This window comes from Providencia sp. PROV236, from assembly GCF_033676985.1.
Taxonomy (GTDB): Bacteria; Pseudomonadota; Gammaproteobacteria; order Enterobacterales; family Enterobacteriaceae; genus Providencia; species Providencia manganoxydans.
Window position 1 is genome coordinate 2,018,495 of sequence record NZ_CP096297.1, and the last position, 17,443, is coordinate 2,035,937.

General features: G+C 41.6%; 9 protein-coding genes. All 9 read right to left on the bottom strand.

Annotated features, from left to right (window positions below):
• Window positions 1-3: 3 nt before the first annotated feature.
• Window positions 4-3,090 (bottom strand): multidrug efflux RND transporter permease subunit MdtC, encoded by a 3,087-nt coding sequence (gene mdtC, locus M1E96_RS08950; RefSeq protein ID WP_272580058.1) that lies wholly within the window; start codon window positions 3,088-3,090, stop codon window positions 4-6.
• On the bottom strand, window positions 3,090-6,212 hold the full coding sequence (locus tag M1E96_RS08955; protein WP_140182715.1) for an MdtB/MuxB family multidrug efflux RND transporter permease subunit: 3,123 nt from the start codon (window positions 6,210-6,212) through the stop codon (window positions 3,090-3,092). Before M1E96_RS08955 ends, mdtC begins: the two co-directional genes overlap by 1 nt.
• The gene (locus tag M1E96_RS08960; protein ID WP_070928384.1) at window positions 6,212-7,432 is read right to left on the bottom strand and encodes an MdtA/MuxA family multidrug efflux RND transporter periplasmic adaptor subunit; all 1,221 of its coding nucleotides are present in this window, start codon (window positions 7,430-7,432) and stop codon (window positions 6,212-6,214) included. Before M1E96_RS08960 ends, M1E96_RS08955 begins: the two co-directional genes overlap by 1 nt.
• Window positions 7,433-7,707: 275 nt before the next feature.
• Window positions 7,708-9,063: an MFS transporter gene (locus tag M1E96_RS08965; protein WP_070928382.1), complete on the bottom strand. Its 1,356-nt coding sequence runs from the start codon at window positions 9,061-9,063 to the stop codon at window positions 7,708-7,710.
• A 592-nt stretch (window positions 9,064-9,655) separates the two neighbouring features.
• Entirely contained in the window at window positions 9,656-11,116 is a 1,461-nt protein-coding gene (gene mgtE, locus M1E96_RS08970; RefSeq protein WP_070928380.1) for a magnesium transporter, read from the bottom strand.
• Between the two features lie 290 nt (window positions 11,117-11,406).
• Window positions 11,407-12,936 carry an exopolyphosphatase gene (gene ppx, locus M1E96_RS08975; protein WP_070928378.1) on the bottom strand — a complete coding sequence of 510 codons (1,530 nt, stop codon included), beginning with the start codon at window positions 12,934-12,936 and terminating at the stop codon, window positions 11,407-11,409.
• A gap of 3 nt (window positions 12,937-12,939) precedes the next feature.
• On the bottom strand, window positions 12,940-15,009 hold the full coding sequence (gene ppk1, locus M1E96_RS08980) for a polyphosphate kinase 1 (protein ID WP_140182719.1): 2,070 nt from the start codon (window positions 15,007-15,009) through the stop codon (window positions 12,940-12,942).
• Between the two features lie 55 nt (window positions 15,010-15,064).
• Complete coding sequence (gene speG, locus M1E96_RS08985; RefSeq protein WP_070928376.1) at window positions 15,065-15,652, bottom strand: spermidine N1-acetyltransferase; 588 nt, start codon at window positions 15,650-15,652, stop codon at window positions 15,065-15,067.
• Window positions 15,653-16,266: 614 nt separating this feature from the next.
• Entirely contained in the window at window positions 16,267-17,385 is a 1,119-nt protein-coding gene (locus M1E96_RS08990; RefSeq protein WP_369427500.1) for a glycosyl hydrolase family 18 protein, read from the bottom strand.
• Window positions 17,386-17,443: the final 58 nt, after the last annotated feature.

Genomic DNA, 17,443 nt, shown 5'->3' on the forward strand with positions numbered 1-17,443 from the left:
CATTTACGCCTTGGCGTGCTTAGGATCACGCTGTTGTTTCGAAAAACGCTGTCTGAGTTGATCAAAACACAAATAAACTACAGGTGTAGTAAATAACGTTAATAATTGGCTCATCACTAACCCACCAACAATAGTGATACCAAGAGGTTGACGTAACTCAGCACCATCTCCACTGCCTAAAGCAAGAGGAAGAGCACCAAAAATCGCAGCCAATGTTGTCATTAAAATCGGCCTAAAACGTAACATACTGGCGCGGAAGATAGCTTCTCGTGCGGTTAAACCTTGGTTACGCTGTGCATGGATAGCGAAATCTACCATGATGATGGCGTTTTTCTTGACGATACCAATTAACAGCATGATCCCAATAAGCGCAATCAAACTGAACGGTGTATTAAACAATTCTAAGGCGAGTAATGCACCGACGCCAGCAGAAGGTAAAGTGGATAAAATGGTCAGTGGATGAATATAGCTTTCATAAAGGATACCCAGTACCAAATACACGGTGATGATTGCAGCAAAAATTAGGAATAGCTGTGATTTTAATGTGTCTTGGAACACTTGGGCGGTACCTGCAAATGAACCGCGAATATTGGAGGGGACACCTAGCGCAGTCATGGTTTTCTCGATAGCGGACATCGCTTGATCAAGGGTGTAACCTTCTGCTAAGTTGAAAGCAATGGTTGATGAAGCGGATAAACCTTGATGGTTAACACTTAATGGCGCATTGGCAGGCTGCCAACGGGCAAAGTAAGATAGTGGAATAGCCTCACCAGTCTTGTTGATAACAAACATTTTATCCAAGGCGCTGACATCTTGTGTATATTCAGGCGCAACTTCCATCACGACTTTATATTGGTTCATCGCCTCATAGATAGTTGAAATTTGGCGCTGGCCAAACGCATTATTGAGCAAATCATTCGCCTCACGTACGTCTATGCCCAGCTGTGCCATCAAATCTCTGTCATAGGTGATCGCCATCTCAGCGCCTTTATCTTCTTTATCTGAGTTCACATCAGTCACTTGTGGCAGATCGGCAATGGCTTTACGTATAGCAGGCTCCCATTCACGTAGCGTATTTAGTTCATCAGCAAGCAGAGAGTACTGGTAGCTGGCATTGGATTGTCGACCTCCTACTCGAATATCTTGTACTGGCATCATAAATAGGTTAGCGCCGGGTTCTTTGGCTAATTTAATACGCAATCGGTTAATGACTGCATTCGCACTTTCTTTGCGTTCATCCAAAGGCTTTAATGAAATAAACATTGAACCACTATTGACGCGGCTACCACCTGTAAAACCTGTCACGCTATCAACCGCAGGATCTGCATTTACCTCTTGCATAAAACGGGTCATCTTTTCTTTCATTGCTTGAAATGAAATGCTTTGATCCGCACGAACAAAACCCAGTAAACGGCCTGTATCTTGTTCAGGGAAGAACGTTTTTGGGATCGCGATATATAGATAGATATTTAAACCAATAGTCGCGAATAAGATCGCTAACACACTTCGTTTATGCGATAACACCCAATTTAATATGAGACCATAGCTTTGTTGTGCGCGTAATAAGCAACGCGCTGTAATACCTTGTTTATCGGTCTTTTTGATATCACGTTTTTTTAGCAAATAGGCACACATCATTGGTGTGAGTGTTAACGAAATAATTAGCGAGATACTAATTGCTGTGGCTAGGGTGATGGCAAACTCGCGGAACAAGCGGCCAACTAACCCTTCCATTAATAGTAATGGGATAAATACAGCCACTAAAGAAACACTCATGGAAACGACGGTAAAGCCAACTTCACTGACGCCTCTGACGGCGGCAATAAATGGCCGACTACCATTTTCGATATGCCGTGAAATGTTCTCTAGGACTACGATGGCATCATCAACCACAAATCCAGTGGCAACGGTCAGAGCCATGAGTGATAAGTTATTGAGGCTGAAGCCACACAGGTACATAGCCGTAAATGTGCCAATCAATGAGACAGGAACGGCAATGGCGGGTATTAATGTTGCTCGACCTGAACGCAAAAACAGTAAAACGACTAAGATCACCAACGCGATAGCAATGATTAATGCGCGTTCAACTTCGACTAACGATGCACGAATGGTTGGGGTTCTATCTTGAGCAACTTTTAAATCAATTGCCGCGGGGATCATATCTTGAAATTCAGGTAACTCAGCACGAATACGATTGACGGTTTCAATAATATTTGCACCAGCCTCTCGGCGGATCACTATCAAAATAGCGGGTTCACCGCCAGACATACCTGCGGTACGGACATCTTGTACCGAGTCTTTAACATTGGCAACATCGCTTAATTTAACAGCATTGCCGTTTTGATAGTGAACAATAATAGGACGGTAATCGGCCGCTTTTTTCAGTTCATCATTGGTTTGCACCTGCCAACGTCTATCATCATCATTGATGTATCCTTGAGGCTGACGCACGTTAGCACTATTAATGGCAGAACGAACTTTATCAAGGGAAACGCCTTGATTAAATAGGGCGGTAGGGTTGAGTTCGACCCGCACGGCAGGTAATGAACCACCACCAACAGACACTTCACTGACGCCTTCGATTTGTGCAATACGCTGTGATAAACGTGTTGAGGCAATATCATAAATTTCACCGGTACTCATGGTTTTTGAGGTTAAGGTTAAAATCATGATGGGGGCATCGGAAGGGTTTGATTTGTAGTAACGAGGCTTACTTTGCATACCGCTAGGTAGCAAACTTTGGGCTGCGTTGATAGCAGCCTGTACTTCACGGGCTGCATTATTAATATCTTTATCAAGGTTGAATTCAAGGGTGATTGTGGTGCGCCCTAGAGAGCTACTGGAGGTCATTTCACTGATCCCTGCGATGCTACCTAATGAGCGCTCAAGAGGAGTTGCAACTGAAGAAGCCATCGTTTCAGGTGATGCGCCGGATAGTGACGCTGTCACGTTTATCACAGGGTAATCAACCTGTGGCAATGGTGCCACAGGTAAGAACATAAAACTGAGTGCACCACATAGCGAGATAGCAACACTAATTAAGGTTGTGGCAACGGGACGACTGATAAATAAGGCGAAAAAGCGCTTCATTATGACACCTGTTGCTTACGGTTTTGTCGGTGAGCCTTGATATTACTTGCTAAGCTATCAAATAACAGGTAAATCACTGGGGTGGTAAACAAAGTGAGTATTTGGCTCATGATCAACCCTCCAACCATACAAATCCCTAATGGTTGGCGTAGCTCGGCACCGACCCCTGAACTTAACATTAAAGGTAATGCACCTAATAAAGCGGCCATAGTGGTCATTAAAATAGGTCGGAAACGGAGTAAACAAGCTTGATAAATTGCTTCTCGCGGTGACATACCTTGTTCGCGTTCGGCTGCTAATGCGAAGTCAATCATCATAATCGCATTCTTTTTCACTATTCCTATCAGCAAAATAATACCAATGACAGCGATCACGTCTAGCTCACTACCTGCCATCATTAAAGCTAATAGCGCACCAACACCCGCTGTAGGTAGGGTTGAGAGGATAGTAATTGGATGAATAAAACTCTCATATAAAATACCTAGTACAATATACATGGCGACAATTGCAGCGGCGATCAGCCAAACCGTACTGCTCAATGCAGCCTCAAATGCTAAAGTTGCCCCTTGGAATTGAGTGGTAATCGATCTTGGCATTTCAATTTGTGTTTCGGCATTTTTGACTGCATTGACCGCTGATTCTAAGGATGCCCCGTCTGCTAGGTTAAAAGAGAAGGTTGCCGCTGGGAATTGGTCAAGATGGTTGATTGCTAGCGGCCCATAACCTTCTTGGATATTGACTAAAGTACTTAAAGGCACGATTGCACCATCCGTACCCTTGAGGCGAACGTCATTTAAGGCGTCTATACCATTACGAGTTTGGGTATTGTGCTCAATAATGACGCGATATTGATTCGATTGGGTGTAAATAGTCGAGATCATGCGCTGGCCAAATGCATTATATAATGCATTATCAATGGCTGACATCGAGATACCGAAGCGGCTCGCAGTGTCTCTATCAACATTGACATAAGCCACTAAGCCTTGGTCTTGCCAATCGCTGCTGACATCAACCAGCTCAGGCTGTTTGTTCAATTCAGTTAATAGTTTTGGTACCCACAGACTCAACTCTTCTAGAGAGCCTGCTTGCAGTGTAAATTGGTATTGCGTTCGTGCTAATTGGGTATCAATCGTCAGATCTTGCATGGGTTGTAAATACAGTGTGACACCCGATACGCTATCTGCAATTTCTTGTAAGCGAGGGATAATCGTACTTACACGGTCAGGGCGCTCATCTAGCGGTTTTAAGGTAATTTGGATGCGCCCATTATTAAGGGTTGGATTAGTACCATCGATTCCAACATAGGTAGTAATATTATCGACTGCAGGATCAGAGAGTAATTTCTCAGCCACTTCTTGCTGTTTTTGCGACATTGCCGAGAAAGAGATGGATTGACGGCTTTCAATCGTACCTTGAATAATGCCATTGTCTTGTAATGGAAAGAAACCTTTAGGGATCCACAGGTATAGTAATACAGTTAAAACAAGGGTACCGATAGCAACCGAAAGTGTTAACCAACGGTGATTGAGGACACGTTTTAACCAAATGGCATACCATGCAATCATACCATCAAAGAAGCGCTCACAAGCTAGCTCAAAACGATTGTGTTTATGCTCTGATTCAGGTTTCAGTAAACGAGCGCACATCATGGGAGTGAGCGTTAATGAAACGACAGCTGAAATGAGAATAGCCACCGCAAGGGTGATTGCAAATTCTCTAAATAACCGCCCAACAATGTCCCCCATGAACAATAACGGTATCAATACAGCAACTAATGAGAAGGTCAGTGAAATAATCGTAAAGCCAATTTCTCCCGCACCTTTTAATGCTGCAACAATCGGTTTATCGCCTTGCTCAAGGTAACGGGAGATATTTTCAATAACGACAATAGCGTCATCGACCACAAAACCCGTCGCAATAGTGAGAGCCATTAAGGTTAGGTTATTAACGGAAAAACCGCAAAAATACATCACGGCAAACGTACCAACCAGAGAAAGTGGCACGGCAATACCGGGGATCAACGTTGCTATTCCATTACGTAGGAATAGATAAATCACCATCACAACTAATGCGATAGCGAGCATTAGTTCAAATTGAACATCACTAACAGATGCGCGAATGGTGCTAGTTCTATCCGTTAAAATCTTAACATCAACTGACTTTGGTAACGTCTCAATCAATTCAGGGAGTAAATTACGAATAGTATCGGTTGTTTCAATAACATTAGCGCCAGGTTGACGCTGAACATTAATGACAATCGCTTGCTGTGTATTTGCCCACGCCCCTAAATAAGCGTTCTCAGCCGCTTGCTGGATGGTTGCAATATCACCGAGCCGTACCGGTGCGCCATTTTGATAGGCGACAATTAGGTGGCGATAATCATCCAAAGATTTCATTTGGTCATTCGCGGAAAGCGTTACAGCACGTGTTGGGCCATCAAAGCTACCTTTAGCCGAATTGACGTTTGCGTTATTAATTGCGGTACGAATAGTTTCGCTGTCTAATCCTTTTGCTGCCATAGCTTGAGGATTTAAACTCACCCGTACAGCAGGGCGCTGGCCACCAGCGAGGGTAACAAGACCAACACCATTCACTTGCGAAATTTTTTGCGCGATGCGATTTTCAATCATGTCTTGCACTTGTGTCAGTGGTATTGCATCAGAGGTGACTGCAAGTGTTAAGACAGGGGGATCCGCTGGGTTAACTTTGTTATAAATCGGTGGGTACGGTAAGTCAGAAGGTAATAAACTCGAAGCCGAGTTAATCGCAGCTTGTACTTCTTGTTCTGCAACCTCTAATGGCAATGTCAGTTGAAACATTAATGTGATCACGGAAGCACCGCCAGAGCTTTGTGACGACATCTGTTTTAAACCAGACATTTGGCCAAATTGTGTTTCTAATGGAGCCGTCACGGCTGATGTCATGACTTCTGGGCTGGCGCCAGGGTAGAGTGTGATGACTTGAATGGTTGGGTAATCAACTTCAGGTAACGCGGAAACGGGTAGAAAACGATAGCCAATGATCCCAGCTAATAGGATCGCCACCATAAATAACGTTGTCGCAACAGGACGTAAAATAAATAAGCGAGAAGGGCCGCCACCTTTTTGGATCCCAGGTTGCATTAGGCTTTCTCCGCGCTATTTTTCTGAGGCTCAACGGGTTTAGTGACGTTGTCACTATTAACCACTTCAACGCTTGTTCCATCAGTTAAACGGTCGACACCATCAGTAATGACTTTAGTATCAGCTGCAAGGCCACTTTCAATGACGACTTGCTTACTGTCTTGCATACCGACGGTGACAGATTGCTTACTAACACGGTTATCGTCACTCAAAACCCAAACATAATGGCCTTCATTACCCATTTGCAGTGCTGCTGTGGGGATCACAACCGCATTTTGCAAAGTCTCTATCTGCATTTTAATATTAACGAATTGGTTAGGAAATAAGCTCTGGGCATCATTAGTGAAGCGAGCTTTCATTTTTAATGTTCCTGTTGCTGCATCAATTTGGTTATCAGTGCTTAACAGATAACCTTCACTGATCATCGCAATATTATTTCTATCCCACGCTTCGACGATGACAGGCTGGCCTGATGACTGTGCTTTTTGTATCGCAGGGATATCACCTTCAGGGAGCGCAAATAGCACATCAGCAGGTTGAGTTTGGGTGATCACGACAATGGGGGTGGTTGTACCTGCCGAAATAAAATTACCTACATCAACTTGTTTTAAGCCTACACGGCCTGAAATAGGGGCGGTGATTTTACTATAAGTCAGTTGCAACTTAGCGCTATCTACAGCAGCTTGATCGGCTTTAATGCTGCCTTCAGATTGCAGAACCAAAGATTTTTGGTTATCAAGCTCTTGTTGCGAAATCACTTTAGTGCCTGCTAATTTTTGGTAACGATTGAGATCTAAGCGTGCATTCGCCAAAGTTGCTTTATCTTTCGCTAGTTGTCCTTCTGCCTGTGCGAGTTGCACTTCAAAAGGACGCGGATCAATTTCAGCCAATAAATCGCCAGCTTTGACTTGCTGGCCTTCAACAAAATGCAAGGACATTAACTGTCCTTCCACTCTGCTAGTGACGGTGACCATATTGGCGGCTTGTACGGTCCCTAAGCCTGATAAGTAACGTGGTACGATTTTTTCTTGTGCATTAGCGAATTGAACTGGAGCAAGAACACGGTTTGGACGAGCCGATGGTTTACTATTGGCCTTATTTGGCGTGGTATTGGCTTGATTGTGCTGAGAGTAAAAATACCACCCAGCGCCAGCAGCAATAATCACGGCAATGAAAATGGCAGAACGGGTTAGTGTGGTATGGCGTTTTTGTTTATTCATTTAAATTTTCGCTTAGCTCAACGTCGAGTAAAAAAATCATCACATTTTGATGGCTATATAACGGCATAGAATATCGGCTATATAGTTAAAAATTAGTCATTTGCGGTATGTTAATAGTTTAGCGTGGGGGTTACACGTAAAAATGAAGGAAATATGAAAAAAACGTCAACTAATGTGCAGAAAAGACAGAATACTAGGGAAAAATTGTATAACAAAACCCGCAGCAATTAATCACTACGGGTTTATACCTGTTTATACTAAAGAATTATAGCAAATTAACGTGTTGTGCTAGCTTTTAGGCTGTTGACAGCCGCGTTATCTTGCGTTGAATTTACTGTCCAACCCTTCCATGCCAATGGAATAAATGCAACCGCAACGGCTAATAAAGATACACCAGCGACATAATAAGCAGGGGCCATATGTGATTGCTGTAACCATGCACCCGTTAAAATTGGTGTTAAACCGCCAAAGATCGCATAAGCCACATTATAAGCAAATGATAAACCTGAATAACGGATTTCCGGTGGGAAGGTGCGAGTACTAATTATTGGTGTAGTCGCAATGGCACCGACGAAAAAGCCCATTAACCCATAATTAAAAGTCAATGTAGCGGCAGCGATATCCGTTGACAATGTTGAGTAAAAATACAGTGCGGTTACGGCTAGCCCGCCCCATGACAATGTCATCGAAACGCGAGTTCCCATTTTATCGCCTAACCAACCCCAGAAAATACAGCCTAAAGTTAAGGTTAATGTTGCAGCACAGTTAGCTTGTAAAGCGACATTGCGATCAATGTTATAAATACCTTTGAGAACAACATCAGGTGTCATCAAAATAGTGACAACAATCGCTGTTGAAAGAGACCAAGTCAGTGCCGCAGTGATTAAACAAGCTTGTTTGTGTGACTTGATGACTGTTTTAACGGGTAGCTCTTGCGCTAAGGCTTTTTTCGCTGCAAGCTCTTTAAATATTGGTGTTTCTTCTAAAAAACGGCGTAAGTAAACAGAAATAAAGCCAAAAATACCACCAAGTATGAATGGAATACGCCATGCAAAATCATGAACTTCTGCTGTGGTATAACTACGCTCAATAATAATTGCAACGATAGAGCCTAACAAAATACCACCCGTAATGCCTGAGGTTAGGGTACCTACACCGAGACCATAACGCTGTTTTGGTGTATGTTCGGCAATAAATACCCAAGCACCAGGCATTTCACCACCAATAGCCGCACCTTGCATGATCCTCATTAACAGTAACAATAATGGGGCTGCGGCACCAATAGTGGCATAGGTAGGTAAAAAACCGATGACAAAAGTTGGGAAAGCCATTAAGAAAATACTGAGTGTAAACATTTTCTTGCGACCAATTTTATCACCAAAGTGAGCCATAATAATGCCGCCAAGAGGGCGAGCTAAGTAACCCGCAGCAAACAATCCAAGTGTTGCCATTAGCGCCAAAAATTCATTATCTCCCGGGAAAAATAGCTGAGAAATAATTTTTGCGTAAAATACAAAAATGACAAAATCATAAAATTCAAGAGTTCCACCTAAAGATGACAACCCTAATGTTTTATAATCTTCTTTCCTCAATGGCCTTGCCGAGGGCTGGCTGGTTGTTTGCGATGTCATAAGATGATCCTTTTTAAATACCGAACATATTTTTTATTTTTCATTTCGGAATTACAGCTAAATTTACTGTGTTACGACAGTAAATAATATTAGGTGTGCAGATAAGAGGTATAAAACGTTGGATGGAGGAACCTAGTTAATACGCTGTATTCTTAATGCATACCTAATTTATAGCAGAAAATTCCATATTCTGTAAACCTCAACTCTCAAAACAAGATTAATATTCCAGTTGTATTGCTTTGTGTGATTATATTATCTGGAGAGTAAAACAATAACATTATATGATGTTAATAAATGATTTTTTGCAGAAGATCGTATATTTTTTAGAAAAAATTAAAGGGAAAAATATATTTTATTAATTTAAGTTTGCTGGTTAATGCATCAATAAAGTAACAAAATATTAATTTTATTATTTTTTGATTAATATATTTAGTTCATAAACTAAGGATTAAGCATATTAATAATATTAAATTAGCCCTACTGGTCGTTGATATGAAAGAGGCTGTGGCTAGATCATGGGGGAAAAAGAAGGGAATTTTGCAATATTAGAAGGCATACTCAGCCAATTGTTGCTGAGTATGCCAAATAGTGATTAAACCAAAAATAGCGTTGCAAGACCTAAGAAGATAAAGAAACCGCCTGTATCAGTGATTGCGGTGATCATAACGCTAGAGCCAATCGCTGGGTCTTTACCACATTTAAGCATGATAAGTGGGATCAGAACACCCATAATTGCTGCCATTAGTAAGTTTAAGATCATGGCTAATGTCATGACAGCACCCATGGCAATATCGCCGTAGAGGAAGTAGGTGACAATACCCATTATGCCCCCCCAAACGACCCCGTTGATAAAGGCCACCCCAAGCTCTCTTAGCATGAGAAAAGAGAAGCTGCCGGTTTGGATTTGGTGCAATGCAATCGCCCGGACGATCATGGTGATGGTTTGGTTTCCTGTGTTACCACCAATACCCGCAACGATAGGCATGAGTGTTGCTAGAGCAACTAATTGGGAAATAGTGTCTTCAAACACCCCAATGACACGTGATGCGACGAAAGCCGTACACAGGTTAATAGCGAGCCATGTCCAACGAGTTTTAACTGCTTGCCCAACAGGTGCAAACACGTCTTCCTCAGGGCTCAACCCCCCCATTCGACGGATACTGTTGTCATTTTCTTCGTTTAAGTTATCAACGATATCTTCAACGGTTAAACGACCCATCAATAAGCCGTTACTATCAACAACAGCTGCTGAAATTAAGTCATAACGTTCGAAGGCACTTGCCGCATCTTCTCCTTTTTCATCAGGCAGGAAGGTGACGGTATCTGTTTTCATGACATCGGCAACAATGCGTTCAGGTGACTGGGTTAAAATTGTAGTGAGAGGCAATTCACCTTGTAGAAAATTTTTGTTATCAACAACGAAAATTTTATCAGTAGCTTCAGGAATTTTGCCGCGTTGGCGTAAGTAACGTTGAACCGTTTTTAGCGTGACATTAGGGCGGACAGTAACGAATTCAAAATCCATCATCTGACCGACACTGTCTTTTGCATATTGCAGAACTTCACGAATACGGCTGCGTAAACTAGGATCTAAATAGGTCAGTAACCTACGCATAGTATCTTGGGGTAAATGCTCTGCAATATACGCTTGTTCATCGACATGCAAATTAGCAACAGCGCGGAGTAATTCACGGTCAGACATATCCTTGATCAGGCTATCCCAGACAGCGACTGAAGCTTCAACCAGCACTTCACCACGTTCACTGTTATCGACTAAACGCCATAAAGCAAGACGTTCATCATACGGTAACATTTCTAAGATGTCGGCGATATCAGCTGCGTGTAAATCAATCAATAACTCTTTGACTGTATTGATTTTTTCACTAAGTGCTTTATCACTCAGACTAACGTGTTGGTCGTGTTCGACAAGGGTTTGGACGAACTCTTCGTCATCCATGAATAGCGTCAGGATCTGCTGGCGAATATACGCCAGTTTTTGAGAATGCGGATTTACTGTTGGTGCCGCATCAATTGAGAAAGCAGGTTGTGACATTTTAATCCTTAAAGCAATGACGGGTACGGTAAGTACCATTTTGCGAAGAAACCACACTATTTTGCCATTGATTGGTGATTAACCCAAATAAATATCAACAATCAAGACAAAGTACTGTGCTCGTCATACTCCAAGTTGCAGCGCTGCTGACTGCGTTCACTTGCATTAGTTACATCGTTTCTGATGATGCTAGCAATTGGTTCGCTTGTCGTCTAGCTGCCCTTGAATTATTTTGAGTATCTAAAACTGACTAAATACGTATATTGGTTACCAAATTATGAGTACCCTAGCTAGTTTGGCTCTTCACGAATATCTAATTTCCAACCGGGGACATCTTCCCAATAAGCACTCTCTTTTTCGAGATCGAGTTGCATCAGGGTGTTTTGAGATAAATATTGTGCCGGAAGGTATAATGTCCAGTGACCTTCATCGGTTTCTAAACGTAGTGATGAAGGTGTGGTTGTTGATTGTCGCTGATTATTTAACAAAATTGAGAGCCGTAGAATTTGGATCAACGGCATAAATTGTTTTCTTTTATACAAATTAAATTTAGGGATATCATCAAATTTGATCACTCGACGATGATTACGTACTAAAGTAGCCAGCAACAGTTGTTGCTCCTGATTGAAACCGGGTAAATTGGTATTTTGCAAGATGTAAGCAGAATGACGATGTAAGCCACTTTGATTAATATGTAATCCCACTTCATGTAGCATTACCGCCCAAATCAAAATAGATTCAAGTTGTGGGTTAACTAACTTAGGGTTTTGCTGCCCCCACTGGTGATAGAGCTCTTCCATCGTTTTCAGAACCCGCTTTGCTTGCTCTCTATCGATATTATAGTGCTCAGCAAGACTCAGTGCTGTTCGCTGGCGGATATCTTGATGGCGGAAACGACCTTCCATTTCATATAAAACGCCTTCACGTAATGCCCCATCAGAAAGACGTAACTCTTTGATATTGAGAGAATCAAAAACAGCACATAAAATAGCCAAACCAGGAACAAATACCTGCTTACGTTCAGTCGACAAACCAGGAATATCAACAGCAGAAAACGTTTTATATTTCAGCGCCATTTGTTTGATTTTTTCGAGTCGCTCACGGGTAATGATGCCATCACGCTCTCCCATTTCAACAATCACGGCATGCGCTGCTTTGATAGTACCGGACGCGCCCATTGCCACATCCCAGTGCAAGTGCTTAAATTTTGTGGCGGTTTGTTCAAGTTTTAAACAGGCTGTAAGATAGGCTCGATTGAAATTTTCTGCATTAATCGTTTCATTGGGGAAGTAGTTACGTGCGAAGCTAACACAACCCATACGGCGGCTATCGATCAGTAAAGGCTCAAATTTTTCACCAATTACCAATTCCGTGGAGCCTCCACCAATATCGATCACCAGTTTACGGCCTTTTTCTGGCTGAGTATGTTCGACCCCCATAAAAATCAAACGTGCTTCTTCTTGGCCTGAAATGATTTCGATTGGGTAAGGAATGATTTTTTTTGCGCGTTTTAAAAATTCTTCCACATTGGTTGCAACCCGTAATGAGTGGGTGCCAACGATGCAGACGTTTTCTTCGGTGAAGCCTTGTAGGCGTTCAGCGAATAGGGCAAGGCAAGCTAAGCCGCGCTCCATTGCTTCTTCGCTTAATTCGTTACTATCACTTAAACCATCTGCGAGGTGAACACGTTGTTTTAAACGCGTTAAGACTTGCAGTGCACCGTTTACGATACGGGCAATAACCATATGAAAGCTATTAGAGCCAAGGTCGATAGCCGCAATTTCTTGAGGTCGAGGCGTTGATGTATGAGTTAATGGCATAGATTAGGACCTTGTCTCAGGCGTTTCCAGTGATTTTAAATAGTCATAAACAGCTAGCTGTGCCCGAATTTTACGTTTATTGCCGCGGGGAACATAATGATTGCTGAGATCTTTGTCAACATAACGCGCTTTTACCGTATCGTTAAATTGTAACTCTAGAATATCTAAAACCCGTTGTTTTAGACGGTTGTCAACCAAGCGAACGGCAACTTCAATTCGATAATCAATATTGCGGGTCATCCAATCAGCTGAAGAAATAAACACTTTGTCATCACCCGCGTTAGTAAACACATAAACACGATCATGTTCTAAAAAGCGATCAACGATACTCGTGACTTGAATGTTTTCACTGTAGCCAGGTTGGCCTGCAACTAATGAACACATACCACGAATAAGTAAACGAATTTTTACTCCTGCGTTAGAAGCATCATATAATTTATCAGTGAGCTCTTTATCAACAAGATTGTTTATTTTTAAAGTAATGCCGCTTGGTAAACCGGCTTGTGCATTCGCAATTTCTTGGTCTATCAGTTCGTTGAGTCGAAGACGCGTGTTTTGTGGGGAAACCATTAAGTTTTCAAAGGTAACAGGTCGGTAAGGGTTTTCAATAAAGCTGAATACGCGGCGCACTTCATTGGTGATTTGTTCGTTCGCTGTCAGTAATGAGTAATCCGTATATAGGCGTGCTGTTTTTTCGTTAAAGTTACCTGTACCGATATGTGCGTAACGGACTATTTGTCCTTCTTCCATACGAGAAATAATAAATAGCTTAGCGTGGATTTTTAGGCCGGGGGCAGAAAAAATGACGTGTACGCCGGCTTCGGTTAGCCGCTTAGCCCAATGAATATTAGCCTCTTCATCAAAACGCGCTTGTAACTCCACGACGACCGTGACTTTTTTACCATTATGCGCGGCATGAATCACTGAATCGATAATCCGCGAGTCTTTAGCAACACGATAAATATTAATTTTGATTGATAAAACATTTGGGTCAAAAGACGCTTGCCTTAGTAATTCTAAGGTGTGCTCAAAAGTGTAATATGGATAATATAGCAATACGTCACGTTCCCGGATCGCATCAAAACCATTGCGGAAATTGTCAAACCAACGGTGACGTAAGCGAGGCAATGGTTTATTTAATAGGTTTTTATTTCCTTCATTAGGGAAATTAATAAAATCTTTAAAGTTATGGTAGCGTCCACCGGCAATTACCGAGTCATCATTGGATAACCCCAGTTTTTCTCGCAGTACTGCAACCATCTCATCAGGCATATCACGTTGATAAACAAAGCGAACCGGCTCCGCCGTTAAACGTTGTTTCAGTGTTGATGACATGATTTCAAGTAAGCTTGACTCCATTTCTGTGGCGATATCGTATTCCGCATCACGGGTCATTTTCATGGAATAGGCGTTTAATTCATCGTAATCAAAGAAGCCTTTGAAGATTTCATCAAGGGTATAACGCAAAATATTATCAATCAGAACCATTGATTTGCGGCGTTTTGGCATTTCAGGTGGCAAATTAACAAAACGTGGCACTTTATCTGAAGGGATTTCTAATAATGCATATTGCACATTGCCACTATTGATTATCTCAACAGCCAGATAGGTGTAGTCATCTTTTAAAAATTCAACCAAATTGGTATCTGGATTGATTAGGATAGGCGTAATATGCTGACGCAAATGTTGGCGAAAATATTGGCGTAACCAAATTTGTTGGCGTGGTGATATTTGACGCTCATTTATTAAAAATATTTGGTTACGTGCCATTTCTAACAGCAAGTCATTATACAGAATATCGAATTCTTGCTCTTGTTTAGCAACTTTGTTTTGAATACGTTTTAACAAGTGGCGAGAACCGCTCGCTGAACCGCGTTCTTCATTGATTAAAATACGCCGTTTTACATCGGCAAAACGCACTTTATAGAATTCATCTAGGTTATTAGAGTAAATGCCCAAAAAACGCATACGTTCAATAAGAGGATTTCGCTTATCCGCTGCTTCTTGTAGAACTCGTTCGTTAAAAGCCAGCCAGCTTAACTCTTTTTCGTGGTATAGACGTTCTTGGGACATCGTTACTCCATTGTGTGCGGATAGATCAATTTAAGTATAAGTACTCTACCTTTAACTAAACTTGCTGCTTGATCGTGGCATGTGGGCTAACAACACTCTCTGGATTTTCTGACAGCGCTTTGCTGGCAAAATATTGGTGTTGAAAAACACACATACGGATAGCAGTATGGTAGCGGCCATTGACGAAAAATTCGTCGATCAGTTCGCCTTCCGTGTGAAAGCCTAGTTTATTATAAATATGGATCGCTTTGATATTTTCTTTATCTACAATTAGGTAAAGTTTATATAAATTAAGCACGGAGAACGCATAATCCATCGCCAGCTTAGCTGCACGAGTTGCATAACCATGGCCTTGATGGCGGGGGGCAATGATAATTTGGAATTCAGAACGACGGTGAACATAATCAATTTCAACCAACTCCACTAGCCCGACTTTTTCACTATCATTTTCGACAATAAAGCGCCGTTCAGATTGGTCGTGAATATGCTTATCGTAAAGATCACTCAACTCAACAAAGGCCTCATAAGGCTCTTCAAACCAGTAGCGCATTACACTGGCGTTATTATCAAGCTGATGGATAAAAGCTAAATCTTCACGTTCAAGTGGGCGCAACCTAAACGGATGAACTTGCCCGGTCGTCATAGAACACCTCAATGTTAGTTATATACTCGTCATATTTTAAGTTGCAGCCTTGTTGACTAAGTTCATTTGCCGTCTAGCTGCACCTAGAATTATTCAGAGTAAGTACACGTTTATTATGGCAGAGCCTGAAGATAAATAAACGCAGTGAATTTAATTCCTATCTTTATAGGTAAGATAAGGATACCACTTATTTACGATAAAATAATGACACAACGCAGAGAGTGACGCCAAGTGGTGAAGATTAATCCATTTTGTGGCAAACAGGCAGGATAAGAACCGAAGTATAAGGCGTCATTTATCATAACTAAAATTGTCATGATACGATTGTTTTATAAACAATATTGAGCAATAAAAAATACGGGAGGCAAACACAGGGTATCAATGTTATCGCTGTTAAAACGGATGTTGAATATTTTAATTGAACGATATCTATTGTGTTTGCCAACCCGAATGTATAAATAGGATTATTGGTTTGCTCATAAATGATACAGGGGTTTATGACGATACCAAACATTCCTTATCATTATTGATACCTTTTTTATCGCGAGAAAAGATAATTAATTTCTATTAATTATATATTGAACGGCTTTATTGTTTTGAAAGTCGATAACCAGTTAATTAGCGCCCTTAGCGGCGGTGATCATCGCGTTAATATAATCAACCTGAGCGGCAAACGTGATACCTTGGTTATTTGACCCCAAAGTCCAAACGAAGAACCCACCATAATTATTGCTCGCTTGCCATTTAGCGCGAGCGATATTATTTGCCTGAGTTTCAACAAAACTTCCCGTTGGCCCCCACTGACTATTTATGGTGGTTCCGAGTATAACTTTCGATGGGTCTGCGACAGCTTGTGCGTAATTGCTCATAGCGACATCATATTTAAAATTCTGACCCGCGTCGTAAGCCATAACGTTAAAAAAGTCGAACGTATTTTTTCCAGCACTTAGGATCGGTAATACTTCACCATGATGGCTTGAGCGAGCAGTTTCCACATAGGAACACCCTTGAGTTACCGTCGCATCTGCACATTCAACAGGATCGGCACCTACATGATAGGTGGTTAAACTTAATAATTTTGTGCTTGACGCACTTCCTAGCTTTTGACGTACCAGTTGAGCGAGTGCTAATAAATTCGCATTTTCATCTGCTGTTAAACGTGCGGCTTTTTCAAAGTCAAAATCGATTCCATCCAATTGAATAGTGCCGACTTGTTGATATAGGCCATTAACTTTTTTGTATACAGGAAACGTTTGATTTAAGAGTTTGACTAAACCAGTAGCAACCAATTCACGACTTGCTGCGGTGTTAATTTTCTCCCAAATACCTTCATAGGTTTGTCCACCAAAGGCAACCATCACTTTTTTATTTGGATTGTCAAATTTGAATTGTGTCCACGTTAAATAAGATGAGCTGATCCAATAGCTATCAAAACTTGGCGTGGTCATACCGTCAGAGACCTGAATATTTCCTTGCGCATCCCATTGCCCAAAAGATAATATCAAGGTATCAACATTAGAGCGTGCTATTTCTACCTCTGCCAGTGATGGGATCCCCCAAGAGGTTAGATAGCTAATGGCTCTTTGGGTGGCTTGAGCGCTAAAAACAGGTTGCATTATTGTTGAACAACTTATTATAAGAGCAATCGTTAATTTTTTCATGGCATCACCTTTGGCTTGAACATTCAAATAATCGTTTGCTGCTAATTTCGTTAGCTTATACCAGCGTTGCATGTACTCTCATCAGCATCATTTTTGATAATAAGCAATTTAACCTAGGTAATTACTTAAT

Coding starts and splice junctions, on each gene's coding strand:
- ppk1 (WP_140182719.1), bottom strand. CDS start 15,009: ATGTCCCAAGAACGTCTATACCACGAAAAAGAGTTAAGCTGGCTGGCT.
- M1E96_RS08960 (WP_070928384.1), bottom strand. CDS start 7,432: ATGAATAAACAAAAACGCCATACCACACTAACCCGTTCTGCCATTTTC.
- mgtE (WP_070928380.1), bottom strand. CDS start 11,116: ATGTCACAACCTGCTTTCTCAATTGATGCGGCACCAACAGTAAATCCG.
- M1E96_RS08990 (WP_369427500.1), bottom strand. CDS start 17,385: ATGCAACGCTGGTATAAGCTAACGAAATTAGCAGCAAACGATTATTTG.
- speG (WP_070928376.1), bottom strand. CDS start 15,652: ATGACGACCGGGCAAGTTCATCCGTTTAGGTTGCGCCCACTTGAACGT.
- M1E96_RS08955 (WP_140182715.1), bottom strand. CDS start 6,212: ATGCAACCTGGGATCCAAAAAGGTGGCGGCCCTTCTCGCTTATTTATT.
- mdtC (WP_272580058.1), bottom strand. CDS start 3,090: ATGAAGCGCTTTTTCGCCTTATTTATCAGTCGTCCCGTTGCCACAACC.
- ppx (WP_070928378.1), bottom strand. CDS start 12,936: ATGCCATTAACTCATACATCAACGCCTCGACCTCAAGAAATTGCGGCT.
- M1E96_RS08965 (WP_070928382.1), bottom strand. CDS start 9,063: ATGACATCGCAAACAACCAGCCAGCCCTCGGCAAGGCCATTGAGGAAA.